The organism is Nocardioides yefusunii (genome assembly GCF_004014875.1).
GTDB lineage: Bacteria > Actinomycetota > Actinomycetes > Propionibacteriales > Nocardioidaceae > Nocardioides > Nocardioides yefusunii.
Genome location: NZ_CP034929.1, coordinates 2,174,139 through 2,198,575, shown reverse-complemented (window position 1 = coordinate 2,198,575; position 24,437 = coordinate 2,174,139). Strand labels below are relative to the sequence as shown.

General features: G+C 70.1%; 19 protein-coding genes. 16 read left to right on the top strand and 3 right to left on the bottom strand.

Going from position 1 to position 24,437, the window contains the following annotated elements:
• The first annotated feature begins 40 nt into the window (after positions 1-40).
• The 4 genes from EOV43_RS09935 to EOV43_RS09920 all read left to right on the top strand — a co-directional run bounded on the left by EOV43_RS09935 (position 41) and on the right by EOV43_RS09920 (position 5,941).
• Positions 41-490, top strand: coding sequence for an SAV_6107 family HEPN domain-containing protein (locus EOV43_RS09935; protein ID WP_128221144.1), 450 nt, complete (start codon positions 41-43; stop codon positions 488-490).
• Positions 483-4,121, top strand: coding sequence for a DNA polymerase III subunit alpha (locus EOV43_RS09930; RefSeq protein ID WP_128221143.1), 3,639 nt, complete (start codon positions 483-485; stop codon positions 4,119-4,121). The genes EOV43_RS09935 and EOV43_RS09930 overlap by 8 nt, the downstream gene beginning before the upstream one ends.
• On the top strand, positions 4,118-5,329 hold the full coding sequence (gene dinB / locus EOV43_RS09925; RefSeq protein ID WP_128221142.1) for a DNA polymerase IV: 1,212 nt from the start codon (positions 4,118-4,120) through the stop codon (positions 5,327-5,329). The genes EOV43_RS09930 and dinB overlap by 4 nt, the downstream gene beginning before the upstream one ends.
• Before the next feature lie 144 nt (positions 5,330-5,473).
• The gene (locus EOV43_RS09920; RefSeq protein WP_128221141.1) at positions 5,474-5,941 is read left to right on the top strand and encodes a DUF3040 domain-containing protein; all 468 of its coding nucleotides are present in this window, start codon (positions 5,474-5,476) and stop codon (positions 5,939-5,941) included.
• Between the two features lie 90 nt (positions 5,942-6,031).
• Here the strand turns inward: EOV43_RS09920 and EOV43_RS09915 are convergent, their stop codons facing one another.
• Genes EOV43_RS09915 through EOV43_RS09905 form a run of 3 tightly spaced genes read right to left on the bottom strand, consistent with a single transcriptional unit; the run spans position 6,032 to position 10,582 of the window.
• Positions 6,032-8,353 (bottom strand): transglutaminase TgpA family protein, encoded by a 2,322-nt coding sequence (locus EOV43_RS09915; RefSeq protein ID WP_128221140.1) that lies wholly within the window; start codon positions 8,351-8,353, stop codon positions 6,032-6,034.
• A complete protein-coding gene (locus EOV43_RS09910) occupies positions 8,350-9,555 on the bottom strand; it encodes a DUF58 domain-containing protein (RefSeq protein ID WP_128221139.1) in 1,206 nt (401 codons plus the stop codon). Before EOV43_RS09910 ends, EOV43_RS09915 begins: the two co-directional genes overlap by 4 nt.
• Entirely contained in the window at positions 9,548-10,582 is a 1,035-nt protein-coding gene (locus EOV43_RS09905) for an AAA family ATPase (RefSeq protein WP_239022068.1), read from the bottom strand. Before EOV43_RS09905 ends, EOV43_RS09910 begins: the two co-directional genes overlap by 8 nt.
• A 506-nt stretch (positions 10,583-11,088) precedes the next feature.
• On the opposite strand from EOV43_RS09905, the gene mraZ reads away from it, so the two are divergent.
• From mraZ to murC, 12 genes are all read left to right on the top strand, one after another.
• Complete coding sequence (mraZ, locus tag EOV43_RS09900; RefSeq protein WP_128221137.1) at positions 11,089-11,517, top strand: division/cell wall cluster transcriptional repressor MraZ; 429 nt, start codon at positions 11,089-11,091, stop codon at positions 11,515-11,517.
• Positions 11,518-11,748: 231 nt separating this feature from the next.
• A complete protein-coding gene (locus EOV43_RS15450; protein ID WP_164878694.1) occupies positions 11,749-11,901 on the top strand; it encodes a hypothetical protein in 153 nt (50 codons plus the stop codon).
• 4 nt (positions 11,902-11,905) lie between these two features.
• Positions 11,906-12,871: a 16S rRNA (cytosine(1402)-N(4))-methyltransferase RsmH gene (gene rsmH, locus EOV43_RS09895; RefSeq protein WP_128221136.1), complete on the top strand. Its 966-nt coding sequence runs from the start codon at positions 11,906-11,908 to the stop codon at positions 12,869-12,871.
• Positions 12,868-13,365 carry a cell division protein FtsL gene (ftsL, locus tag EOV43_RS09890; RefSeq protein ID WP_128221135.1) on the top strand — a complete coding sequence of 166 codons (498 nt, stop codon included), beginning with the start codon at positions 12,868-12,870 and terminating at the stop codon, positions 13,363-13,365. Before rsmH ends, ftsL begins: the two co-directional genes overlap by 4 nt.
• A 176-nt stretch (positions 13,366-13,541) precedes the next feature.
• Positions 13,542-15,335 carry a peptidoglycan D,D-transpeptidase FtsI family protein gene (locus EOV43_RS09885; protein ID WP_239022067.1) on the top strand — a complete coding sequence of 598 codons (1,794 nt, stop codon included), beginning with the start codon at positions 13,542-13,544 and terminating at the stop codon, positions 15,333-15,335.
• An 83-nt stretch (positions 15,336-15,418) separates the two neighbouring features.
• On the top strand, positions 15,419-16,969 hold the full coding sequence (locus EOV43_RS09880; RefSeq protein ID WP_128221134.1) for a UDP-N-acetylmuramoyl-L-alanyl-D-glutamate--2,6-diaminopimelate ligase: 1,551 nt from the start codon (positions 15,419-15,421) through the stop codon (positions 16,967-16,969).
• Between the two features lie 5 nt (positions 16,970-16,974).
• Entirely contained in the window at positions 16,975-18,378 is a 1,404-nt protein-coding gene (locus tag EOV43_RS09875) for a UDP-N-acetylmuramoyl-tripeptide--D-alanyl-D-alanine ligase (protein ID WP_239022306.1), read from the top strand.
• Complete coding sequence (gene mraY, locus EOV43_RS09870; protein WP_128221132.1) at positions 18,375-19,451, top strand: phospho-N-acetylmuramoyl-pentapeptide-transferase; 1,077 nt, start codon at positions 18,375-18,377, stop codon at positions 19,449-19,451. The genes EOV43_RS09875 and mraY overlap by 4 nt, the downstream gene beginning before the upstream one ends.
• Positions 19,448-20,485 (top strand): Mur ligase family protein, encoded by a 1,038-nt coding sequence (locus EOV43_RS09865; protein WP_128221131.1) that lies wholly within the window; start codon positions 19,448-19,450, stop codon positions 20,483-20,485. Before mraY ends, EOV43_RS09865 begins: the two co-directional genes overlap by 4 nt.
• Before the next feature lie 190 nt (positions 20,486-20,675).
• Positions 20,676-21,917, top strand: coding sequence for a putative lipid II flippase FtsW (gene ftsW / locus EOV43_RS09860; RefSeq protein WP_128221130.1), 1,242 nt, complete (start codon positions 20,676-20,678; stop codon positions 21,915-21,917).
• A 12-nt stretch (positions 21,918-21,929) separates the two neighbouring features.
• Positions 21,930-23,018: an undecaprenyldiphospho-muramoylpentapeptide beta-N-acetylglucosaminyltransferase gene (gene murG, locus EOV43_RS09855; RefSeq protein ID WP_128222259.1), complete on the top strand. Its 1,089-nt coding sequence runs from the start codon at positions 21,930-21,932 to the stop codon at positions 23,016-23,018.
• Positions 23,015-24,436 (top strand): UDP-N-acetylmuramate--L-alanine ligase, encoded by a 1,422-nt coding sequence (gene murC / locus EOV43_RS09850; RefSeq protein WP_128221129.1) that lies wholly within the window; start codon positions 23,015-23,017, stop codon positions 24,434-24,436. The genes murG and murC overlap by 4 nt, the downstream gene beginning before the upstream one ends.
• Position 24,437 lies beyond the last annotated feature (1 nt).

Sequence of the window (24,437 nt, the reverse complement as noted above, 5' to 3'; positions counted from 1 at the left end):
CCCGCACCAGCCAGATCTGTCCCGTCCGGAGGGGAAGACGATGACGACACTCACGATGCCCATGCCGATGCTCCCTGCCTCGGTCCACACCCATCTCCGTCGTGCGGCCGAGTTGCTCGCCGAGGCCGTCGAGGCGTCCTCGGCCGCCGAGCGATATGCGGCCGCCCACGTCAGTGCGCTGCACGCGGCTGCGGCACTGGTCGCGGTCCGCGAGGTGCCCGGGGCGGTGCGTCGTCGTCCGCGCAACGTCTGGGTGCTGCTGGCCCGGTGCGTGCCGGAGTTCGCTCCCTGGGCTGCCTTCTACGCGTCTGGTGCGTCGAAGCGTGCTGCGGCCGAGGCGGGCTCCGAGCGGGCCGTCACCACTCTCGAGGCGGAGGCGCTGGTGGCGGAGTCGGATCGGTTCCTTGTCCTCGTCGAAGAGGCCCTCGGCGTGGTCCCGCACGCTGCGCTTCCCCATGGCCTGGCGGCGCAGGGCGGCGCCCGTGCGTGATTCCTTCGTTCACCTCCACGTCGCCTCGGGGCACTCCCTGCGCTACGGAGCCTCCACGCCGCAACGTCTCGCCGAGCGCGCAGCCGAGCACGGCATGGACCTGCTTGCTCTCACTGACCGCGACGGCACCTACGGCGCCGTGAAGTTCGCCCGCGCGGCCCAACGTGTCGGGATCGCCCCGGTGCTCGGAGTCGACCTTGCCGTCGACCTCGGTCTCACCCCTCCTCAGCGCCGCGACGAGTCCTCCGCGACCCGCCGCTCCCCGGTGCGGGGAGGCGCCGCCCGTACTGAGCACCACACCCGTGCGGTCTTCCTGGCTCGTGGCAGGCAGGGATGGGCGGCGCTGTGTCGGATGGTCTCCGCGGCGCATCTGGGCAGCGAACGTGGTCGCCCGGTGGCGACCCGCGACGTTCTCGCCCAGCACCTCGGTGACGGGCACCTCGAGGTGTTGCTGGGTCCGTGGTCCGGGATCGGTGACGCCGTCGCCCGGGGGAGTGAGTCCCAGGCCCTGCGGGAGTGGGCGGAGTGGAGGTCCTTTGTTCCGGGGGAACGCCTTCATCTTGAACTGGTCTCCCACCTCAGCGGCGGCAGGCAGTTCGACTGGGGCCGGGGGTGGTCTCTCACCAGCACCGTCCACGCCGGACGCACTGCCCGGTTCGCCGGCAGCGTGGGTGCCTCCACCGTGCTGAGCAACGCGGTGCGGTTCGCTGACCGCGACGACGCCCTCGTCGTCGACGTCCTCGACGCGGCCCGCCGTCTGGTCCCGTTGGACCGTCGCACCGTCGAGCGCACCAACGCGGAGGGCAACCTCAAGTCCGGAGCCGAGATGCGTCGGGTGGCCGAGGAGATCTGCCGTGCCGCCGGAGACGAAGACGGTGCCTCCGCACTGCTGGACCGGACCCGCGCCGTGGCGGAAGGTTGCGCCCTCGACCTGCGCGACGACCTCGGCATCGGCAGCGTCCACTTCCCCGAGTTCGAGCTGGTGCGCCGTGACGGGCTCACTCCGATGCCGGTCGCGGGGGAGAGCCCCGCCGACGCCCAGCTCCGGGCACGCTGCGAGGCAGCCGTCGGCTGGCGCTACGGCCAGTCACCCCGGCAACGGATCTGGAAGCGACTCCACGACGAGCTCGACGTCATCGCCCGCCTCGGGTACGCCTCCTACTTCCTGGCCGTCGACGAGGTCACCGACCTCGTGCGGGGGCTCGGGATCAGGGCAGCGGCCCGTGGCTCGGGCGCAGGGAGCCTGGTCAACTACCTGCTCGGGATCTCCGGCGTCGACCCTCTACGGCACGGGTTGCTGATGGAACGCTTCCTCTCTCCGCTGCGACGTTCACTGCCCGACATCGACATTGACGTCGAGTCCGCCCGCAGGGGCGAGATCTACGACGCCGTGCTGCAGCGCTTCGGCGCCGAACGGTGCGTCTGCGTCTCGATGGCAGAGACCTACCGGGTCCGGCACGCAGTGCGTGACGTCGGTGCTGCCCTCGGGGTCCCACCGGCCGAGATCGACGCCATCGCCAAGGCCTTCCCGCACGTCCGGGCCCGCGACGCCCGCAGCGCCCTGGCCGACCTCCCCGAGCTCCGCGCCAGCGGACTGGCCGAAGAACGCCTCTCGCTGATGTTCTCCCTGGTCGAACGGCTCGACGGGCTGCCGCGCAGCATCGCCCTGCACCCGTGCGGAGTGCTGCTCTCCGACACCACCCTGCTGGACCGCACCGCGGTGGAGTCCAGCAGCGTCGGACACCCGATGAGCCAGTTCGACAAGGACGACGTCGAGGAGATGGGCCTGCTCAAGCTCGACCTGCTCGGCATCCGCATGCAGTCAGCGATGGCGCACGCCGTCGCCGAGGTTGCCCGCGTCGACGACGTGAACCTCGACCTCGACGACCCCACCTGCGTGCCCTTCGACGACGAGGCCACCTACGGACTGATCAGCTCCGCGCGCACTCTGGGGGTGTTCCAGATCGAGTCGCCCGGACAGCGCGAACTCGTCGGGAAGTCAGGCGTGCACACCTTCGAGGAGGTCATCGCCGACATCTCCCTGTTCCGTCCCGGACCGGTCAAGAGCGACATGATCCGTCCCTACCTCGACGCCAAGCAGGGGTGGAGTCCGGCGCGCTACCTCCACCCCGACCTCAAACCGGTGCTGGAGAGCAGCCACGGCGTGGTGGTGTTCCACGAACAGGTGATCGAGATCATCGCGATCCTCGCCGGTGTCAACAACGCCGAGGGCGACGAGAAGCGCCGTGCGCTGGGCACCCTTGACGGAATGGCCGAGGTCAAGCAGTGGTTCGTGCCCCGCGCCCTGCAGCGCGGCTACCCGGCTGCGGTGGTGGAGGAGGTCTGGGCAGTGCTGGAGGCCTTCGCCTCCTTCGGGTTCTGCAAGGCCCACGCCGCCGCGTTCGCGCTGCCCACCTACCAGTCGGCCTGGCTCAAGACCCACTGGCCCGCCCACTTCCTGGCCGGAGTGCTCACCCACGATCCCGGCATGTATCCCAAGCGTCTGATCCTGGACGACGCCCGGCACTTCGGGATCGGGGTACGGGGTCTCGACGTCGACCTCTCCGACGCCACCTACCGGGTGGAACGCTCCGAGACGGACCCGGCCGGGTACGCGATCCGGCTGGCGCTTGCCGAGGTGCGGGGGATCGACGAGGCCGAAGTAGCCAGGATCGTGGCCGGACGCCCTTACGGCTCACTGGCCGACTTCTGGCACCGGGCCCGGGTGTCGCGTCCGGTGGTGGAACGACTCGTGCTCACCGGCGCCTTCGATCGGATCCATGGGATCGGGCCGGGGACGTCGGGGGTGACGCGCCGCGACCTGTTGCTGCGAGTCGCCGAGCTGGACCGACTGGGGCGGGTCGAGGACCGGGCCGCGCGCGGTCGGGGGATCAGTGCCGCACGCCGTGCAGCCGCGCCCGGAACCGCCCGTCCCCGGCAGACGGCACCGGAGTCGGTACAGCTCAGCCTCGGGATCGAGGAGACGGAGGTGGTCAGCAGCGGCCTGCCTGAACTCACCGACGCCGAACGCACTGCTGCCGAACTGGAAGTGCTCGGCCTCGACGTCACCACCCACGTCCTGGCGCCCTGGCAGGAGATGCTCGACGCGCTCGGAGTGGTCCGCAGTCGCGACCTGCTCACCCTCCGCAGCAACACCGAGGTGCTGGTGGCCGGGGTCAAGGTCGCCGCCCAGACCCCGCCGGTGCGGTCCGGTCGACGAGTCCTGTTCCTCACTCTGGACGACTCGACAGGCCCTGTCGACGCCACCTTCTTCGAGGACGTCCAGGCGCCTTACGCCACCACGGTCTTCTCGCACTGGATGGTGCTGGTGCGTGGCGTGGTGCGTCGTACCGGTCCGCGCGGGGTCTCGCTGCGCGCCACCGGCGCCTGGGCCCTCGACACCGTTCACGAGCACTGGAGCAGCGCCGCAGATCCCGAGAGCGGAGTGATGGCGGTGCGGGCGCTGCTGGAGACCCCCGTGCCGAGCGCGGGGATGCCCGAGCACCGCAGGGTGCTGGTCCACAGCAGCGGCGCAAAGGTCTCGCCCTACGCCGACGTCCGTCCGGCCGGTGGCTCGCTCATGGCTCCCGCCCGGTCGTTGTGGCACCGCAGCGCGGGGAGTCCGGGATGAGTGCGCTCCCGCACGCGGACCTGGTCGCCCCGGAGTGCCGCACACCGGTCCTGCACGTCGACATGGATGCCTTCTACGCCTCGGTCGCGGTCCGCGACGACCCCGCGCTGGCGCAGGTGCCCGTGGTCGTGGGCGGCGGCGGGCGCGGAGTCGTGCTCTCGGCCAACTACCTGGCGCGCAGTCGCGGCGTCACCTCCGCGATGCCGATGACCAGGGCACGCCGGCTCTGCCCCGACGCGGTGGTCCTCGCCCCCGACTTCGACCTCTACGCCCAGGTCTCGGCCGCGGTGCTGGAGAACTTCCGAGAGGTCACCGGAGTCGTCGAGATGGTCTCGGTCGACGAAGCCTTCCTCGATGTCTCCGGCAGCGCCCGGCAGTGGGGGAGTCCTCGTCGGATCGCGGAGTGGCTGCGCTCACGGATCCACGACGAGCAACGGATCACCTGCTCGGTGGGGATCGCCCCCAGCCCCACACTCGCCAAGATCGCGAGCCGCCGCGCCAAACCCGACGGCGTCTTCACCGTCGACCCCGACGAGATCCTGGAGTTCCTGCACCCCCTCGACGTCGGCGAGCTCTGGGGAGTGGGGGAGAAGACCCGCACGTTGCTGCACCGACTCGGGCTGCGCACCGTCGGGCAGGTGGCCCGCACCCCGTTGCCGACCCTGCACCGTGCTCTCGGAGCGGCAGTCGGCACCCATCTGTACGAGCTGGCCCACGGCGTGGACCGGCGCGTGGTGGTGGCGAAGTCGGGTCCGCACGCCCCTGAAGCGTCCGTGGGCGCCGACCACACCTTCGAGCACGACGTCATCGACGCCTCTGTCACCGAACGGGAACTCCTGCGCCTCTCCGCGAAGGTGGCCACCCGGATGCGGGCCGGGGGCGTCGCCGGACGCACCGTGACGATCCGGGTCAGGTTCTCCGACTTCACCACGATCACCCGGTCCCGGACGGTCTCCGAACCCACCGATGTCACGCTCGAGATTCACCGCACCGCGGTCGCCCTGCTGCGTCAGCTGGGACTGCAACGGGCCCGGGTGCGTCTGGTCGGGGTACGGGTCAGCGGCCTGGTCCCACGTTCCCGGGTCCAGACCCAGATGGAGCTGGGGCAACGCGAACAGGGCTGGAGCGACGCAGAGCGAGCGGTCGACGCCGCCGCACGCAGGTTCGGGAGCGCCGTCGTGGGGCCGGCGAGCCTGCTGGCGCGGTGACCGTCCGCCGCGAAGGTTGCGGAACGGCCACCCTTGTGAGGTGGCTTGGTGAAGATTTCACAGTGGCGGCTACCGTGGTCCCTGACCGCTGCCTAGACTCGTTGAGGCGGAACCACCGCTCTTCGAACCCCGTCGGGAGGAACTGTGCCGCTCTCCGAAGAGGAACTGCGTGTACTTGCGCAGATGGAGCGCGCTCTGGTGGAGGAGGACCCCAAGCTCGCCAGCACGCTGCGAGGGACCCCGTTCCGCCGCGCTGCACGTCGCCGCGCACTGATTGCCGCTGCCGCGTTCGTGGTCGGCGTCGTCCTGCTCATGACCGGTGCCATTGCGGCCCAGTGGCTGGTCGGCATTCTCGGTTTCGTGGTGATGCTTGGGTCCGCGATGTTCGGCGTCACTGCCCTGCGTGCACCCTCGACCCCCGCCGAGCCGACGCCCTTCTCCGCGCCCGCGGCAGGAAACGCCGCTGGGTTCAGCGTGATCGACGGAGGCCGCCGTGGTCGTCCTGCCGGGCGTCAGCGCCAGGGCCGTTCGCCGCGTCAGGGAGGCCAGTCCCACTCGTCCTTCATGGACCGGATGGAAGAGCGTTGGCGTCGTCGCCGCGACGGCTACTGATCGTCGCTCCTGACTCATCTGCCTGAAGAGTTGAGCCCCACCCGACACTGTCGGGTGGGGCTCAACTCATGTCCGGGGCCAGCGACCGGCTCAGGCCCTTCGTCGGAACAGCGACCGGGGCAGGAGCGTCGCGCGCAGCCGGGCGGCCCGGGAACGGTGGGCGAACAGCGAGTCCCGCAGCGGGTCGACCAACGCGGCGCCGTCGGCGGGTGAGCCCTCGGCCACGGTCCCGGCGGGGGCGTAGCGCGACACCTCCAGCACCGCCACCAGACGCCCGAGAGCCGCGTCGTCGGTCGCGGGGTCGAAGACCCGCACCGCGTCCGCGTTCTGTCGGGGCGACCTGCCCGCAGGCCAGGAACCACCGAGGTCGAGGACAATGTCGCGGAGCTCGGACCACCACTGTTCGGCGTCGTCACCGGCCAGACGGTCCGCCCGTCGACGACGGCGGATCAGAGCCGGTGCCGCCGCCGCGCCCATGACAACCAGCACGCCAGCGGTCCACCCGAGCACACGCGCGTCCACGAAGGAACCCTGGTCACGACCAGTGGCCCCGCCCCCTGGACGGGGAGTGGCGCTGGGACGCGCCGACGGTGACGGCTTGGCACTCGGCTTGGCGCTCGGCCTGGCCGAGGCGGAGGGCCGCGGTGCGGTCGACTCGCCGGGCAGAGGGTCGGTGGACCACTGCGGCGGTTCCGGGGTGCGCGACCCCGGAGTCGGCTCGAAGCGGAGCCAACCGGCGCCCTCGAAGTACAGCTCGGGCCAGGCATGCAGGTCGTGGGAGGAGAAGACGTAGCTCTCCTCTCCGATCCTCTCCGGCTCCAGGAAACCGACCGCGACTCGCGCCGGGATGCCGAGGGATCGCGCCATCAGCGCCATCGACGCCGCGAACTGCTCGCAGTAGCCCACCCGGCCCTCGGGGGAGAGGAACGCCACCAGGTCGTCGTCGCCGACGGACTCGACCTGTTCGAGGCTGTACTCGAAGTCGCTGCGGAACCACGCCTGCAGAGCGCGGGCCTTGCGCAGCGGAGTGTCGGACTCGGACGTCACCTCCGTGGCGAGTTCTCTGACCAAGGGCGGGAGGTCGGAGGGAAGACGGGTCCAGAAACGACCCCCGGGAGGCATCCCGGTCCGGGCGCTGTCGAGTTCCTCAGCCTCCACCTCAGGGATCGCAGCGACGGCGGACCAGGACGCCCCGGTGGTGTCGAGCCCGTCCTTCCAGGACACGAAGTCACGGGTCAGGGTGTCGTAGCGCCACTCACCCTCGGCGATCACCGACAGGACCTGCTCGGGCAGAGGGAGCCAGCGGGAGTGGAACGCATCGGAGGCGTTGAACAGCAACAGTTCGTTCGACCACGCGTCCAGCCCGGGCACCGGGGGGAGCTCGTTCCCGTCCGCGGTCTGGTCCGCGGACGACTCGCGTTCGCCGGTGCTCCACTGCTTGCCGTCGTACTGGGTCAGCACCGAGGTGCGGACGTACTGCGGAGTCCCGCCCTCGGTCTCGACGATGAGCAGGTCGACGTCCCGGCCCCGGCTCAGGTCCCGACGCAGGTCGACGAGCGGATTGGCCACCGTCACCTCGTCACTGCCCTTGCCACGTCCGGACCCGTCGGTGCCGCGCGAGGGCAACGGCAGGTGCGCGGCAACGAGGCAGGAGACGGCGATCGTCGCGGTGCTCACCACCACGGCAGTGGGAAGTCCAGCTGCCAGCAGGGAGCGCTGCCCGGACTCACGGGTGAGCCCCGCGCCGGATCCGGCGTCGGACCCCGCATCAGCGGAGTGGCTCTGCGTGACGAGTTCCCACCGCAGGTTCTCACGGGCCCGCACCAGCAGGAGCAGCACGACGAACCACGCTGCCGTCGCCGCGAACTGCGACCAGGTGGCCTCCGGGCCGAGGTTGGAGGGGACCAGATGAAGCACGAGCAGCACCAGCCCGCCCAGCACCACCCGTCCGCCACCGACGACGAACAGGTCGAGCAGCAGGATCGCGCCGAGCGCCACCAAGGTGAAGAGCAGGGCGAGGTCGCCGCCCTCGGCCGAGAGCGGGACGGCGTAACGCCCCACGGCGTCGAGGTCGTCGGCCAGTGCTGAGGCGAGGGCGCGCACGCCTGCCGGAGTGGGGAAGGGAGGCGCGTCGACCAGAGCCAGCGGGACGGCCGTGCCGAGCAGGAAACCGAGCGGCAGGGCGACCCAGCCGCCCACTCCGGTGGCGCGGACGAGCGATGATCCGGCGGCGACCAGCAGGACGCACCACAGCACGGGGCCGCTGTGCCCACTCACCTCGGTGAGCGAGGACCACGGGAGCATCGCGGTCCAGACCCCCAGCGCGCAGGCGACGGCGATCGCCGCGGTGAGGAGATGATGGGCGAGGGAACGTCTGTTGTCGGAGGTGCGCGGGGAGACCGGCGTGCTCACGCGACCACGCTCCGCCATGCCTGGGTCAGCGAACTGCGCGGACCCACGGCCGTGGCGCGCCAGCCGAGAGGGCCGGTGGGGACGACGTCGGCGTTGGCCCGGTTCGGGTTCCAGGCCTCGACATCGACGAGGAGTGCGCTGGCGCGGGAACCGCGGGTGTTCGCTCCTGCGAGTCCGGCGCGGTCGGCGTCGTCGAGGGAACCCAGCACGGCGACGACGGAGCGCGGTGTGCCGGGGGAGGAGAGAGCAGGCAGTGGCAGGGACCTGCCCGAGGTGTCGGGCGCCAGGATCGCCAACTCCTCCAGGGCGCGGCCGAGTGCTCCCGGGTCGCTGGCCCGGAGTTCCGAGCGTCGGTCGCCGGCCAGGAGGACGACGTCCTGACCGTGGGTGAGCAGGTGGCTCAGTACGGAGGACGCGATCCGTACGGCCGCCTCGAACGACGAGGCGACGCCGGTGCCGCGGTGGGCGGCCGCGCGCACGTCGAGCAGCAGCGTCACTGCGGGCCGATGGGGCTCCTCCTCCTGGCGCACCACCAGGTCGCCGGCTCGCGCGGACGAACGCCAGTGGATGCGTCGGACGTCGTCACCGCGGCGGTAGGCCCGCACGGTGGTGTCGTCGGCGTCGCCGTGGGTGGAACTGCGTGACGCGCCAGAGGTGCCTCGTGAGGGGGAGGTGAGCGGCAGGCCGTCGAGTGGCACGACGAGCGGGAGCACGACCACGGAGTCAGTGCTGCGGAATCCGCGGGTCACCGCGACCAGCCCGAGCGGGTCGCTGACGCGGAGCAGCGCCGGCCCCAACTGATGTCGGCCGCGGACGTCGGTGCTGACCCGGTAGGACTGGTTCTGCGCGACGCCCCGGGCGAGACGCTGCAGCCGGAACCGCGGACGGGAGCCGAGGGCGTAGCCCAGTTCCTCCTCCACCACGATGCTGCCCGGAGGCACGAGGCCTTCGTTGATGATCCGCAGGTCGACCCGGGCAGGCTGCCCGGCGGCGACGACGCGGGGAGTGGTGCGTCGTTCCAACGCGATCCGGTACTTGGCGCGGGCCATGACGAGGGTGCTGAACAGCGGCAGCAGGGTGAGCAGCAGCCCGACCCGCAGCAGCGTCTGGTCGCCCAGGTAGAGGGCTGCACCGCAGACCGCGATTCCGCAGGTCAGCAGGATCCGGCCGCGCTGGGTCAGGGACGCGAACGCCTCACGCACGTGTCGGGTCCCCGGTGGCCGGAGATGACGTCCCCGGGGCGGCGGTGGTGGGCGCGGGCGTGGGGACGGCGACGGTTCGCAGCACTTCCTCGAGCACGGAGGCGACGCTGGTGCCGGTGGTGTGGGCGCCGGGAGCCAGCACGAGGCGGTGGCTCAGCACGGTGCCGACGAGGTCACGCACGTCGTCGGGGAGCACGAAGGAGCGTCCCCGCAGCGCGGCGAGGGCCTGGGCTGAACGCACCAGTTGAATGGTGGCGCGCGGGGAGGCCCCCAGCGCCAGGTGTGGGGAGACCCGGGTGGCGTGGGCCAACGCGACGGCGTAGTGACGCACGGCGTCGGAGACGTGGACCTGCGCGACCGTCGTGATCAGTGCTCGCATCTGGGCGACGTCGGTGACGGGCTGCAGGGTGTCGAGGGGGGAGACCCCGCCGTGCCCGGTGTGGGCGGCGAGCATGGCGACCTCGGCGGACGGGTCGGGGTAGCCCATGGAGATGCGGGCGGTGAAGCGGTCGCGCTGTGCCTCGGGCAGGGAGAAGGTGCCTTCCATCTCCACCGGGTTCTGTGTGGCGACCACCATGAACGGGGAGCCGAGCGGGTAGGTCGTGTCGTCGACGGTGACCTGGTGCTCCTCCATGCACTCCAGCAGAGCCGACTGCGTCTTGGGGGAGGCGCGGTTGATCTCGTCGGCGATCACGAGGTGGGCGAACACCGGGCCGGGACGGAACTCGAACCGGCGGGTCTCGGGGTCGAAGACGGAGATGCCGGTGACGTCGGACGGCATCAGGTCCGGGGTGAACTGGATGCGGTGCACGCTGGCGTCGATGCTTCGCGCGAGCGCCTTGCTGAGCATGGTCTTCCCGACGCCGGGCACGTCCTCCAGCAGGAGGTGTCCCCCTGACAGCATGACGACGAGTGCGGTGGTGACCACCTGCTCCTTGCCCTTGACCACCTGGTCGACGTTGTTCCGGATGCCTTCGGTGATCCGGAGCAGCTGCTCCAGTGAAACGGTGCCGTCGGTCGCGCTCACGCTGCTCCTGTCATCGCCGGCGTGCTCCGCCGGGGTGGGCCTCACGGTAATGGACGTGTCCTGATCGCGTTCCGATCCGTGACGGACGGGGAGTCGGATGCTTTCTGACTGTCCTTCCTGACGGCGAGCGTGGTCCTCCGCCTCCGCTCCACCCTCTGCCCCACCCTCTGCTCCACCCTGCTCCACGACGGGCGTGCGGCGAGTTCTTCCTCCACCTGCACTCCACCTGAGTGACGGAAAAGCCTCGCATGTCCTGCTCAACGAGGAATGGGGCCGTCGCTGAAATGCCTTCTGACCTGCCATTTCGCTGGTGAATTCAGGGGCGTTCGAGGATCGGGGACGCGTATTTTCGGTGTTACCCCTTCTGTCACATGAGCCCCATTGCTCGTCATTGAAATTGGGGACGCAACGCGTTGTTAGTCGTTGACGGTGGGGGATTGTGGAGTACTGTGGGGCGAAGTGGAGAAGGGGTAGGCGCAAGTCGCCGACAAGGCAGGGGGGTGCCGATGTTCTTCGGCACCTACACGCCCAAGATCGATGACAAGAACCGACTCTTCCTCCCGGCGAAGTTCAGGGAGCAGTTGAGCGAAGGACTCGTGGTGACCAGGGGGCAGGAACGCTGCCTCACCATCTGGTCACTGGAGGACTTCACGAAGCTGACCGAGCGTCTCGCGCAGGCGCCGGTGACCAACAAGGCAACTCGTGACTACGTCCGCATGCTGTTCGCGGCCGCAAGTCAAGAAGTGCCGGACAAGCAGGGCCGGATCTCGATCCCGCCGATGCTCAAGGACTACGCCTCGCTGCAGAAGGACGTCGTGGTGATCGGTTCGATGAACAGGATCGAGATCTGGGACCCCCAGGCATGGGCCTCCTACAGCGAGGAGCAGGAGCAGGTCTTCTCCGAACTGAGTGACGAGGTCTTCCCCGGGATCTGAGATCCCGTCTCAAGCACCACCAGTACCACCAGCACGACACAACAGAAGATCGGCGTGGGGCCAGGTCTCGAGCCCGCTCCCCGCGATTCCCTCTGGGACCACTTCCCCGGTTCCAGACGGACTTCCCGTCACAGGGAGCGGGCAGGGACCTGACCGACACGCCGACACGGACGAGGGCCACCACCGGTGGCTCGACCGCGACGAATCAGCACGACTGACGGGGGTCACGACATGAACCGCACCGGAACCCAGGTGGTGGGCGCGTCCCGCGACCCCAGGGTGCGCGAGCAGGCCCTCGAGGCCCTCGCGCTGGTGTCCTTCACCGCCGTCGCCTGCGGCAGCTTCGCGCTGCTCGTGCAGGCCGTTCTGGTCTGGGGGCGGTAGTCGCATGCCCAACGACCGTCACATGCCGGTGCTGCGTCAGCGCTGCGTCGACCTCCTCGCCCCCGCACTCTCCGAGCCCGGCAGCGTGATGGTGGACTGCACCCTCGGACTGGGTGGCCACACCGAGGCCGTCCTCGAGGCGATCCCGACCGCCCGCGTCATCGGCATCGACCGTGACCCGCAGGCGATCGCGCTGGCCTCGGAGCGTCTGGCTCCCTTCGGCGACCGGTTCACCGCCTTCCACGGCACCTACGACGAGATCGCGACCGCGGTGGCCGAGCAGGGACTCGACCACGCCGACGCCGTCCTCTTCGACCTCGGTGTCTCCTCGATGCAGCTCGACGAGCGTGAGCGTGGCTTCGCCTACTCCGTCGACGCCCCGCTCGACATGCGCATGAACGGTTCGGCCGGCATCACTGCCGCCGACATCATGAACACCTACACCCACGCCGAACTCACCCGCGTCCTGCGTGAGTACGGCGAGGAGAAGTTCGCCTCCAAGATCGCCCGCGCGATCATCCGTGAGCGCGAGATCGAGCCGTGGACCCGCTCGGGGCGTCTCGTCGAACTGCTCTACGCCGAGATCCCGGCACCTGCCCGCCGTACCGGCGGCCATCCGGGCAAGCGCACCTTCCAGGCGCTCCGCATGGAGGTCAACGACGAGCTCGGCGTGCTGCGCCGCGCGATCCCGGCGTCCCTCGAGGTCATCGGCGTCGGCGGCCGCGTGGTGGTGGAGTCGTACCACTCGCTCGAGGACCGCATGGTCAAGCGCTTCTTCACCGACGCCACCAAGCTGGACCTCCCGCCCGACCTTCCGTTCGTGCCCGAAGGAGCCGAGCCGGAGATGAAGCTCGTCATCCGTGGTTCGGAGATGGCCGACGAGGTCGAGATCGAGCACAACCCGCGCGCCGCCTCCGTGCGTCTGCGTGCGGTCGAACGTGTCCGCGGGTCGAAGGGGGGACGGCGATGAGTTCAGCCGCCGAGCAGTTGTTCGCACGGGTCTCGAGCATCGGGGAGGCGGCTGCCGAGCGCGCCCGCCTGACGGTCGTCCCCACCTCCACGCCGCGCCCGCCGCGGCTCCCGTTCCTGGTCCTGGTCTCCTGCATCACGCTGCTGGGCGTCGTCGGTCTCCTCATGTTCAACACCTCCTTGCAGCAGGCCTCCTTCACCGAGGCCGACCTCGCTGAGCGAGCAGCGGCCACCGCTGACCGCGAGGAGACGTTGAAGATGGAGCTCGACGACCTCCGTGACCCGCAGCGGATCGCCGTGGAGGCCGCCAAGATGGGCATGGTCATCCCGTCGACCCCCGTCTTCCTGACGATGGACGGGCAGATCGTGGGCACCCCCACCGAGGCCACCTCCGAGGACGCCCTCCGGATCACCCCCAAGCCCCAGCAGGTTCCCGCCGAGCTGCGTGCGCAGGTGCGTGTCGTCGAGGTTCCCGCCAACACTGCGGGCGACTGACCCGACGCTGTCACGACCGGACCTCGTCCCGGACGTGACGCAGCAAGGAACACGCCGCCCCGCCGCCGTCCGACCTCCCACGTCCGGGGCGGACCGAGGGTTTGAATGGTCGAGCCGCTGAGGCGGTCCCTCCACACGCCCCGTGTGCCCCCAGAACCACCAGGACAGGAGTTCCGTTGACCAGCAGCCCGCGTCGTCCTCGTCGTACCTCGGCGAAGGTGGACCGTGGAAACCCGCGTGGACGCCTGCGTGTGGCCTTCGTGCTGATTGCAATGCTGCTCTCGCTCTTCGGTGCCCGTCTGGTGCAGCTGCAGGGCCTGGACCCCAGTTCCTACGCCGATCTGGCTGAGGCGAAGGACGTCGTCAAGCACGACCTGCCCGCCACGCGCGGCCAGATCCTGGACCGCAACGGCGTCGTCCTGGCCGGCTCGGTCAGCGGGCGGATGATCACCGCCAATCCGTCCGTCACCGCCCCGCATGCCCCCGAGCTGGCGCGGCTGCTGGCCGACGAACTGAGCCTGGACTACTTCTCCACCTTGGAGAAGTTGCGCCAGAAGGACAGTCGTTTCGCCTACATCGCCCGACGTGTTCCCGCGGCCGACGCCCGCGCAGTGATGACGAAGATCGCCGAGGAGAACAAGGGCCGCGAGTCCGACGAACGCCTCGTGGGCCTGCGGACCGACGACGACCCGATTCGCGACTACCCGGCCGGCGAGGTGGCCGCCAACCTGATTGGCTTCGTCGGCACCGACGAGCCGCTGGCCGGTTTCGAGCTCAACTACGACGCCCACCTCTCGGGCAAGGACGGCTACACCCGCTACACCCAGGGGAACGGCTACAAGGTCCCGCTGGCGGAGAACTCCACCGTCGAGGCCGTCGACGGCAAGGACCTCACGCTCACCATCGACCGTGAGCTTCAGTGGTACACCCAGAAGGTCGTTGCCCAGACCGTCGAGGACTACAAGGCCAAGTCCGGCGTCGGCGTGGTGATGGACAGCCGTACCGGCGAGATCCTCGCCCTGGCCGACTACCCGACCTACGACGCCAACAGTCCCTCCTCTGCGTCCCAGAGCGACCTCGGGTCGCGAGCGCTCAGCGATGTCTACGAGCCCGGTTCGGTGGCCAAGGTGCTCACCGCTGCAGCGCTGGTCGACGCGGGCAAGGTCAAGGCCACCACCAAGCTGAAGATCCCGTCGAAACTGAACCGTCAGGACCGGGTGATCGGTGACTGGTTCGACCACGGCACCCTGAAGATGACGATGGCCGGCGTGATCGCGCAGTCCTCCAACATCGGCACCGTCCTGGCCGCGGACTCGATGAGCACCGACGAACTCCGCGAGTACCTCGTGAAGTTCGGGCTCGGCAATCGCACCGACGTCGGGGTCAAGGGCGAGGCACGCGGCCTGCTGCCCGCCACCATGACCGAGCAGAACAAGGACCGCATCGTCTTCGGCCAGTCGGTCTCCGTCAACGCGGTGCAGATGACCGCCGCGGTGAACGTCGTCGCCAACGGCGGTGTCAGGGTGTCGCCGAGCCTGATCTCGGGCGCCGCGATCGCCGCGGACGGCACGGAGGTCGGCACCGACCACACCACCCGCAGGCAGGTGGTCAGCAAGGAAGCCGCCCACGAGACGATGCTGATGATGGAGCGCGTCGTCGACCCCGAGGTCGGTGTCGCTCCCGGGGCCCGGGTCCCCGGGTACCGCGTCGCCGGCAAGACCGGAACCGCTCAGCGCGTCGACGAGGACTGCGGTTGCTACGACGGTTCCTACTCGCTCTCCTTCGGCGGATTCGCTCCCGCCGACGACCCGCGCTTCACCGTCTACGTCGTCGTGCACGCCCCTGCCGTCGACGGTGGAGGTGGCTCCGTGGGCGGTCCGGCGTTCGCCAAGATCATGGCTCGTGCCCTCAACCGTTATGGCGTCGCTCCTTCGGGCAGCGAGCCCAACCAGACCCCCACCGAGTGGTGACGGTCACGGCCACCGCCCAGACCCCCACTTCACCCGCTGCGCCGGATGGATCCGGACGCCCTCACACAGATAGCCTCATCCCGATGGTCGACGTGCAGAAGATCCAGGCGACGCGGCCGGTCGAACCGCCGCGCGCAACGCTGACGGAGGTCGCCGGCTGGCTGACCGCGGCAGGCGAGACACCCCGTGTGGCCGGTGCGGCCGGCACTGCCGTCTCCGGGGTGACCCTGAGCACTGCCAGGGTCCTGCCCGGAGACCTCTATGCAGCGCTTCCCGGCGCCCGCGTCCACGGCGCCGACTACGCTGCCGCGGCTGTCGACGCCGGTGCGGTTGCGGTCCTGACCGACGCCCGCGGCGCCGAGATCGTGGTTGCTGCCCGTCCCGAGGTCCCGGTGCTGGTGCTCGACGCCCCGCGCCGTCTCCTGGGTGCACTGGCCGGACGCCTGTACGGCCGCCCCTCGCAGGCGATGGCGATGATCGGTGTCACCGGCACCCAGGGCAAGACCACCACCACCCAGCTCGCCGCCGGCGGCCTGGGACGCGCCGGCACCACCGCTGCCGTCGTCGGCACGGTCGGCACCCTGATCGACGGTGAGGCGATCCCGACCTCCCTGACCACCCCCGAGGCCCCCGACCTGCAGGCGCTCTTCGCGCTGATGGTCGAGCGCGGCGTCGAGGTGTGCGCGATGGAGGTCTCCAGCCACGCGCTCGTCATGGGCCGCGTCGACGGTGTCGTCTTCGACGTCGCGGTCTTCCTCAACCTGGGACGCGACCACCTCGACTTCCACACTGACGTCGAGGACTACTACCGCGCCAAGGCTTCCCTCTTCACCCCCGAGCGCGCCCGCCGGGCGCTCATCAACGCCGACGACGAGCACGGACGACGCCTCCTGGGCGAGACCACGCTCCCGGTCGCGACCTTCTCGCTGCACGACGAGGAGGCGACCTTCCGGGCCGTCGACGTGGTCTGCGGCGCCCGTGGCTCCACCTTCACCGTCCTGGGGCCCGACGGCCTGCGGATCGAGACCTCGGTCCCGCTCGCGGGCGACTTCAACGTCTCCAACGCCCTCGCCGCGATCGCCGCATGCGCCCTGGCCGGTCAGGACCCGGTGGCCGTGGCTGCCGGGATCGCTGCCGGTGACGGCGTCCCGGGCCGGCTCGAGGACGTCGAGGCGGGCCAGGACTTCGCCGTCGTCGTCGACTACGCCCACAAGCCCGACGCGGTCGAGGCGACCCTGCGCACCCTGCGTCCGCTGACCCAGGGCCAGCTCGTCGTCGTGATCGGCGCCGGCGGCGACCGTGACACCGGCAAGCGCCCGCTGATGGGCGAGATTGCCGCGCGTCTGGCCGACGTCGTCGTGGTCACCGACGACAACCCGCGTTCCGAGGAGCCGGCCCAGATCCGTGCCCAGGTCCTCGTCGGCGCTCACCAAGCCGTCGCCGCGGGCAGCGGTGCCGAGGTGCTGGAGGTCGGTGACCGCCGTGAGGCGATCCGGACCGCGGTGCGTCGCGCCCGCCGTGGCGACATCGTCCTCGTGGCCGGCAAGGGCCACGAGACCGGACAGGAAGTGGCCGGCGTCGTGCACCCCTTCGACGACCGCGCCGTGGCACGTGAGGAGTTGGAAGCGCTGTGATCCCGATGGATCTGGCGGAGATCGCCCGCGCCGTCGCCGGCACCGTGGGACGTCCCCAGGACGCCGACGTCGTGGTGTCGGGCCCCGCCGTCGTCGACAGCAGGGGAGCGACCCCGGGTGGGTTGTTCGTCGCTGTGGTCGGCGAACGTGTGGACGGGCACGACTACGTGCCCGCCGCGATGGAACGTGGAGCCGTCGCGGTGCTGTGCACCCGACCGGTCGACGCCCCGCACGTCCTGGTCGAGGACCCGGTCGTGGCTCTGGGCCTGCTGGCCCACCACCTGTTGGACCGGCTCGAGCACGTCACCGTCCTGGCGATGACCGGTTCGCAGGGCAAGACCGGCACCAAGGACTACCTCGCGCAGGTCCTGGGTGGGGTCGCTCCGACCGTCTCCACGGCCGGCAACAACAACAACGAGCTCGGAGTGCCGCTGACGGTGCTGCGTGCGGACGCCTCCACCCGCCACCTCGTGGTGGAGATGGGCGCTCGCGGCATCGGTCACGTCGCCGAGCTGTGCGCGATCGCCCGCCCCCAGGTCTCCGCGGTGCTCAACATCGGCACCGCGCACGTCGGTGAGTTCGGCTCCCGGGAGAACATCGCGCTCGCCAAGGGCGAGATCGTCGAGAGCCTCGCGAGCGACGGCACCGCGGTTCTCAACGCCGACGACGAGTTCACCTCGGTGATGGGCCCGCGCACCGCGGCCCGCGTCATGACTTTCGGCCTCTCCGGCGACGCGGACGTCCGGGCCGAGGACGTCGAGATGGACGTCCTGGGACGTCCCGCCTTCACGTTGGTGCACCGCACCGACGCGGGGGAGGAGCGCGCGGGTGTCGTCCTGACCCACATCGGTGCCCACCAGGTCTCCAACGCCTTGGCCGCGGCCGCGATGGCACTCGCTGTGGGCGTCGACCTCTCCCTGGTCGCGCACGGGCTGGGAACCACCGGCGGTTTCTCGCGCTGGCGGATGGAACCGCACGTGCGCGGTGACGGCCTGCTGGTGGTCAACGACACCTACAACGCCAACCCCGAGTCGATGCGAGCCGCCGTCGAGGCGCTCGCCCACATCGGCACGGGTCGCACAGGTCGCACGGTTGCCGTGCTGGGCGAGATGCGGGAGCTGGGGGAGACCTCCGCTGCCGGTCATCGCTCGGTCGGGACGGTCGTGGGACAGCTCGGCATCGACGTGCTGGTGACGGTCGGTGAGGCCGCCTCGGCCGTCGCCGCCGGAGCCCGGGACGTGGCGGACTGGACCGGTGAGGCCGTCGTCACGGCGAGCCGGGACGAGGCGGTCCGATGGTTGAGTGACAATGTACGAGCCGCAGACGCGGTTCTCGTCAAGGCCTCACGTGGCGCAGCTCTTGAACACGTGGTGGATGAACTCCTGGTGGAAGGGACTGCTGTCCGATGAAAGCCCTCCTGTTCGCAGGCGGTCTCGCGCTGATCCTGTCGTTGCTCGGCACGAAGGTCGCGATCTCGTTCTTCTCTCGTCGTGGCTACGGCCAGGAGATCCGTGAGGACGGCCCCACCTCGCACCACACCAAGCGGGGCACGCCCACGATGGGCGGCATCGTCATCATCGGTGCGGCCGTGTTCGGCTACCTGCTGGCCAAGCTGATCACCGGCCAGGTGCCGACCGCGTCGGCCTGGCTGCTGCTCTTCCTCTTCGTCGGGCTCGGCCTGGTCGGCTTCCTCGACGACTTCATCAAGATCGTGAAGCAGCGCAGCCTCGGTCTGCGTTCCAAGGCGAAGATGATCGGTCAGACGATCGTCGCGCTCACCTTCGGCTACCTGGCGCTCTCGCCGATGCTGGAGGACGAGAACGGTGTCCGTCCCGCGTCGGAGCACATCTCCTTCGTCCGTGACTTCGACGGCTGGGTGGTGTGGACGCCGCTGCTGCTGGTCTTCATCTGGTTCCTGGTGACCGGCTTCTCCAACGCGGTCAACCTGACCGACGGTCTCGACGGCCTCGCCGCCGGCGCCACGACCCTCGTCTTCGGTGCGTTCCTGCTGGTCAACGTGTGGCAGTACAACCAGTCGTGCTCCTCGGACACCGCGCTGGAGGCCTGCTACACGGTCCGTGACCCGCTCGACCTGGCCATCCTCTGCGCGGCGATCATGGGTGCCACGTTCGGCTTCCTGTGGTGGAACGCCTCGCCGGCGCAGATCTTCATGGGCGACACCGGGTCGCTGGCCCTGGGTGGCGCGCTCGCCGGCCTGGCCGTGCTGACCCGCACCGAGCTGCTGCTCGTCGTCATCGGTGGCCTCTTCGTCCTGGAGACGCTCTCGGTGATGCTGCAGGTCAGCTGGTTCAAGATCACCAAGGGCAAGCGCATCTTCAAGATGGCGCCGCTGCACCACCACTTCGAGATGCTCGGCTGGGAGCAGGTCACCGTCGTGATCCGCTTCTGGATCATCGCCGGCCTCTTCGTGGCTGCTGGTATCGGACTCTTCTACGGCGAATGGGTGGCAACTGCAGGATGAGCACCAACGACATCGACACCTACACTCGCGCCTCCGACTGGGAGGGCGTGAAGGTCCTGGTCGCCGGTTTCGGCGTCGCCGGACGCGCTGCGACCGACAACCTCAACCACCTGGGCGCCTCCGTCGTCGCGGTGGACGAGCAGGTCGCCGGGCTGGACGAGGCCGAGGCGGCCGAGTTCGCCGAGCGGGCCGAACTGATGAACGTCCTCGGTGCCGAGGTCCGTCTCGGTGCCGGCGTGGCCGACTCCCTGCCCGACGACGTCGACCTCCTCGTCGTCTCCCCGGGCTGGGCCTCCGACCACCCGTTGGTGGAGCAGGCCATGGTCCGCGGCATCCCCGTGTGGGGAGAGGTCGAGCTGGCCTGGCGTCTGCGTGACCCGGCCCACGAGACCCCGTGGCTGGTCGTCACCGGTTCGCGCGGCCGAGCCCGGGTCGCGGCGATGACCGACTCGATCCTCCGCACCGAGGGCCGTCGTTCGGTGGTCGTCGGCAACGGCGCGCTGTCGCCGGTCGAGATCGTCATGGAGCCCGACCCCTACGACGCCGTCATCATCGACGCCTCGGCCGCGCAGTTGCACCACACCTTCTCGATGTCGGCGCACTCCGCGGTGGTGACCGGTCTGGGTCAGTTGGACGCCTCCGAGCACCCGGCGTGGCACGCCTCCTTCGAGGACTACGTGGCCGACACCGCGCGGGTCTATCACCAGGTCCAGCAGTCGTGCATCTTCAACGTCAACGACGAGCGCACGATGACCATGGTCGAGGACGCCGACGTGGTCGAGGGTGCTCGCGCGATTGGATTCACCCCCGGCATGCCGGCCGTCAGCATGGTCGGCATGGTGGAGGACATCCTCGCCGACCGTGCCTTCATCCCGCAGCGCACCACCAGTGCGGCCGAGCTGTGCACGCTGGAGGACCTCGACACCCAGGACCCCGAGCGGCTCCTCGACGCCCTGGCTGCTGCGGCCCTGGCCCGTTCGTTCGGTGCGTCGCAGGCCGCCGTCCGCGACGGACTGCGCGCCTTCCGCGACTGACCCACTGATCCACGACGCGGGGGAGGGCGGTCTCACACCGCCCTCCTTTCGCGACACGCAGCCGTCAACGCCCTGAATCGGCCCCGGCTGCGGGGAGACTGGGAGCGGGCTCGTGCAGTGCGCGGGCCCGCGAGACGCACCACCAGCCCCCGGCCGTGCCGTGAGGGCGTGATCACCGGGAGGAAGTCCCATGGCCTGGGCCGAACCTGACCGGTTGCGCAGCCGAGCAGCGAACCTCACCACGTCGGTGCGTGAGTTCCTCGACCGCCCTCTGACCACCTACCACCTGCTGACCGGTGCTTCGGCGCTGCTGCTCGTGCTGGGGCTGGTGATGGTGGCCAGTGCGTCCAGCGTCTACTCGTTCCGGTTCACGGGCGACTCCTACGGCATCGTGAAGCGCCAGCTCACGTGGGTGTTGATCGCAGCGCCCGTGGCCTGGGCCGCGAGTCGGATGAAGCAGGCCTGGTTGCGTCGCCTCGCGTGGGTGGCGCTGATCGGGTCCGCGGTGCTGCTTGCGCTGGTGCAGGTGCCGAGCCTCGGAGTCGAGGTCAACGGCAACCGGAACTGGCTTCGTCTGGGACCGGTGCAGATCCAGCCCTCGGAGCTGGCCAAGCTGTCGATGATCCTGTGGGCTGCCGACGTGTACGCCCGCAAGGACCCGCTGCTGGACCGGATGTCGCACCTGGTGGTGCCCGTCGTGCCGGTGGCGATGGCGATCATCGGGCTCGTCCTCTGGGGCCGCGACCTGGGCACCGCGATGGTTCTCTTCGCGATCCTGATGGCGATGCTCTGGGTGGTCGGCTTCCCGTGGAAGTACTTCGCCCTGGGTGGTGCGGGGCTCGTCGCGGTCGGTTTCCTGCTGGCTTCGACGTCGTCGGAACGCATGGAGCGTCTGACCAACTTCGTCGACCCGATGAAGGACTACCACAACACGGGCTGGCAGCCGGCTCACGGCCTGTACGCCCTCGCCACGGGCCGCTGGTTCGGCCAGGGCATCGGTGACTCCACCCAGAAGTGGGGAGACCTGCCCGAGGCGCACACGGACTTCATCTTCGCCGTCCTCGGCGAGGAGCTCGGCCTGCTCGGCACGCTGCTCGTGGTCAGCCTGTTCCTCACGATCGCGTTCGCCGCGATCCGGTTGGCCAGCAACACCGATCGGCTCTTCGTCCGCTACGCCTCCTTCGGCATCGTGGCGTGGCTGGTGGGTCAGATGATCATCAATGTCGGCATGGTGCTGGCGCTGCTCCCCGTCATCGGCATCCCGCTCCCGCTGGTCTCCTACGGTGGCTCGGCGCTGATGCCTTCCCTCGTCGCCCTCGGCCTGCTGATCGGGTTCGCCCGTCGCGAGCCGGAGGCCGCCGCCGCTCTCGCAGCCCGACGCGGTCCCACCGTCGTCTCGGCCCGGAGTGGCTCCTCACCCCTCGACTCCTAGGCTGGAAGCGTGATGCACGTCCTCCTCGCCGGCGGTGGAACCGCTGGCCACACCTCGCCCCTGCTCGCCACGGCCGACGCCCTGCAGCGTCTGGCCCCCGGAACCGAGATCACCTGCGTCGGTACGCAGACCGGCCTCGAGGCCCGACTGGTCCCAGCGGCGGGCTTCCCTCTCGAGTTCGTGCCGCGGGTGCCGCTGCCGCGCAAGCCCGGCATGGACCTGCTCAAGGTCCCCTCGCGCCTGCTGGCTGCCCGCAAGGCTGCTCTCGACATCATCGACCGCACCCAGCCCGACGTCGTCGTCGGCTTCGGTGGCTACGTCTCGGTGCCGGCCTACCTGGCGGCGAAGACGCGGGGCATCCCCGTCGTGGTCCACGAAGGCAATGCCCTGCCCGGCGTCGCCAACAAGTTGGGAGCCCGGTTCGCGGCCACGGTCGCGACCTCGTTCCCCGACACCCCGATCAAGGGCGCCACCTACACCGGTCTGCCGATCCGTCGGATGATCTCGACGATGGACCGCGCCGCGCTGCGGGCCGAGGCGATCGCTGCCTTCGACCTCGAGCCGGGACGCCCGACGCTGCTGGTCACCGGTGGTTCCCAGGGTGCGGCCCGGATCAACGCCGCCGTCTCGGGTGCCGCGCAGGCTCTCGCTGATGCCGGGATCCAGGTGCTGCACGTGATTGGCCCGAAGGCCGAGTTGGCCGAGCCCGTCACCGGCGTCACCTATCGCGTCGTCAACTACGTCGACCGGATGGACCTGGCCTACGCGGCCGCCGACGCGGTGCTGTGCCGTTCGGGTTCCAACACCGTCACCGAGGTCTCCGGCGTCGGTCTTCCGGCCGTGTACGTCCCGCTCCCGATCGGCAACGGTGAGCAGGCGCTCAACGCCAAGCCGGTCGTGGACGCCGGTGGCGGTCTCGTCGTCACCGACGCGACCCTCACCCCGGACTGGGTGCGCGAGCACCTCGTCCCCCTGCTCAGCGACGCCGAGGCACTGGCCAGCATGGGTCGCAACGCCTCCGACGTCATCCCGCTCGACGCGGACGAGAAGCTCGCCCGCCTGGTCATCGAGGCTGCCCAGTCCGTGAAGGAAGCACAGTGAAGATCCCCGTTCCCGACACCATCCCGTCCGCGACCGAGCTGGGTCGGGTGCACTTCGTGGGCATCGGCGGCGCCGGTCTCTCCGCGATCGCCCGGATCATGCTGGAGCGTGGCGTCACCGTCTCCGGTTCGGACGGCAACGACTCACCGACCCTCGACGCCCTGCGTGAGCTCGGCGCGACGGTGCACGTGGGCCACGCGGCCGAGAACGTCGCCGGTGCCGACACCCTGATCGTCTCCACCGCCGTGCGCGAGGAGAACCCCGAGGTCGTGGCTGCCGTCGAGGCCGGGCTGCGCCTGTGGCCCCGCTCGGCCGGCATGGCCTCGATCATGCAGGGCAAGCGGACGGTCGCGGTGGCCGGAACCCACGGCAAGACCACCACCACCTCGCTGCTCACCTCGGCCCTGATCGCTGCGGGCGCCGACCCGACGTTCACCGTCGGCGGCGACTTCGCCGCGACCGGGACCAACGCCCACGACGGCACCGGTGAGGTCTTCGTGGCCGAGGCCGACGAGTCCGACGGTGCGTTCCTGGTCTACTCGCCGTTCGGCGCGGTGGCCACCAACGTCGAGGCCGACCACCTCGACCACTTCGGCACGGAGGAGGCCTACAAGGCCGCCTTCGCGTCCTTCCTCGACCGGATCGACCCTGCGGGCTTCCTCGTGGTGGTCGTCGACGACGAGGGCGCTGCCGAGCTCGGTGACGCTGCCGAGGCCAAGGGCCTCACCGTGATCCGCGTGGGCGAGTCCGAGGGAGCCGACCTGCGTCTGGTCGACCTCACCTTCGTCGGCAACCGGTCCACCGCAACCCTGCTGGACGCCTCCGGTGCCGAGCTGGGCACCCTCGCGCTGCAGATCCCGGGCCGCCACTACCTCCTCGACGCCGTGGCCGCACTCGCTGCCGGTCTGCGTCTCGGCCACGACCTCGACGCCCTGCTGGAGGGCCTGGGCGGCTTCACCGGCACCCGTCGTCGGATGGAGCGCAAGGGTGAGGCCGCTGGCGTCCGCGTCTACGACTCCTACGCACACCACCCGGTCGAGATCAAGGGTGACCTGCAGGCCGCCCGCGCTCTGGCCGGTGAGGGCCGCGTCGTCGTCGCCTTCCAGCCGCACCTGGTCTCGCGCACCCGCATCTTCGGCGAGCAGATGGGCGTCGAACTCGCTGCGGCCGACGAGGTCGTCGTCCTCGACGTCTACCTGGCCCGTGAGGACGCCGATCCCGAGGTCACCGGCGCGCTGCTGGTCGCGGCCTGCCCGCTGGACGACGACAAGGTCGCCTTCGTTCCCGACTTCGACGCCGTCCCGGCCGAGTTGGTGCGTCGAGCCCGTCCCGGCGACCTCGTGCTGACCCTCGGTGCGGGCACCGTGACCCAGGTGGGTCCGCGCGTGCTCGAGCTGCTGGAAGCCCAGGAGGACTGAG

Coding starts and splice junctions, on each gene's coding strand:
- EOV43_RS15450 (WP_164878694.1), top strand. CDS start 11,749: ATGAACCGCACCGGAACCCAGGTGGTGGGCGCGTCCCGCGACCCCAGG.
- rsmH (WP_128221136.1), top strand. CDS start 11,906: ATGCCCAACGACCGTCACATGCCGGTGCTGCGTCAGCGCTGCGTCGAC.
- murG (WP_128222259.1), top strand. CDS start 21,930: ATGCACGTCCTCCTCGCCGGCGGTGGAACCGCTGGCCACACCTCGCCC.
- EOV43_RS09865 (WP_128221131.1), top strand. CDS start 19,448: ATGAGCACCAACGACATCGACACCTACACTCGCGCCTCCGACTGGGAG.
- mraY (WP_128221132.1), top strand. CDS start 18,375: ATGAAAGCCCTCCTGTTCGCAGGCGGTCTCGCGCTGATCCTGTCGTTG.
- dinB (WP_128221142.1), top strand. CDS start 4,118: ATGAGTGCGCTCCCGCACGCGGACCTGGTCGCCCCGGAGTGCCGCACA.
- ftsW (WP_128221130.1), top strand. CDS start 20,676: ATGGCCTGGGCCGAACCTGACCGGTTGCGCAGCCGAGCAGCGAACCTC.
- EOV43_RS09880 (WP_128221134.1), top strand. CDS start 15,419: ATGGTCGACGTGCAGAAGATCCAGGCGACGCGGCCGGTCGAACCGCCG.
- mraZ (WP_128221137.1), top strand. CDS start 11,089: ATGTTCTTCGGCACCTACACGCCCAAGATCGATGACAAGAACCGACTC.
- EOV43_RS09875 (WP_239022306.1), top strand. CDS start 16,975: ATGGATCTGGCGGAGATCGCCCGCGCCGTCGCCGGCACCGTGGGACGT.
- ftsL (WP_128221135.1), top strand. CDS start 12,868: ATGAGTTCAGCCGCCGAGCAGTTGTTCGCACGGGTCTCGAGCATCGGG.
- EOV43_RS09935 (WP_128221144.1), top strand. CDS start 41: ATGACGACACTCACGATGCCCATGCCGATGCTCCCTGCCTCGGTCCAC.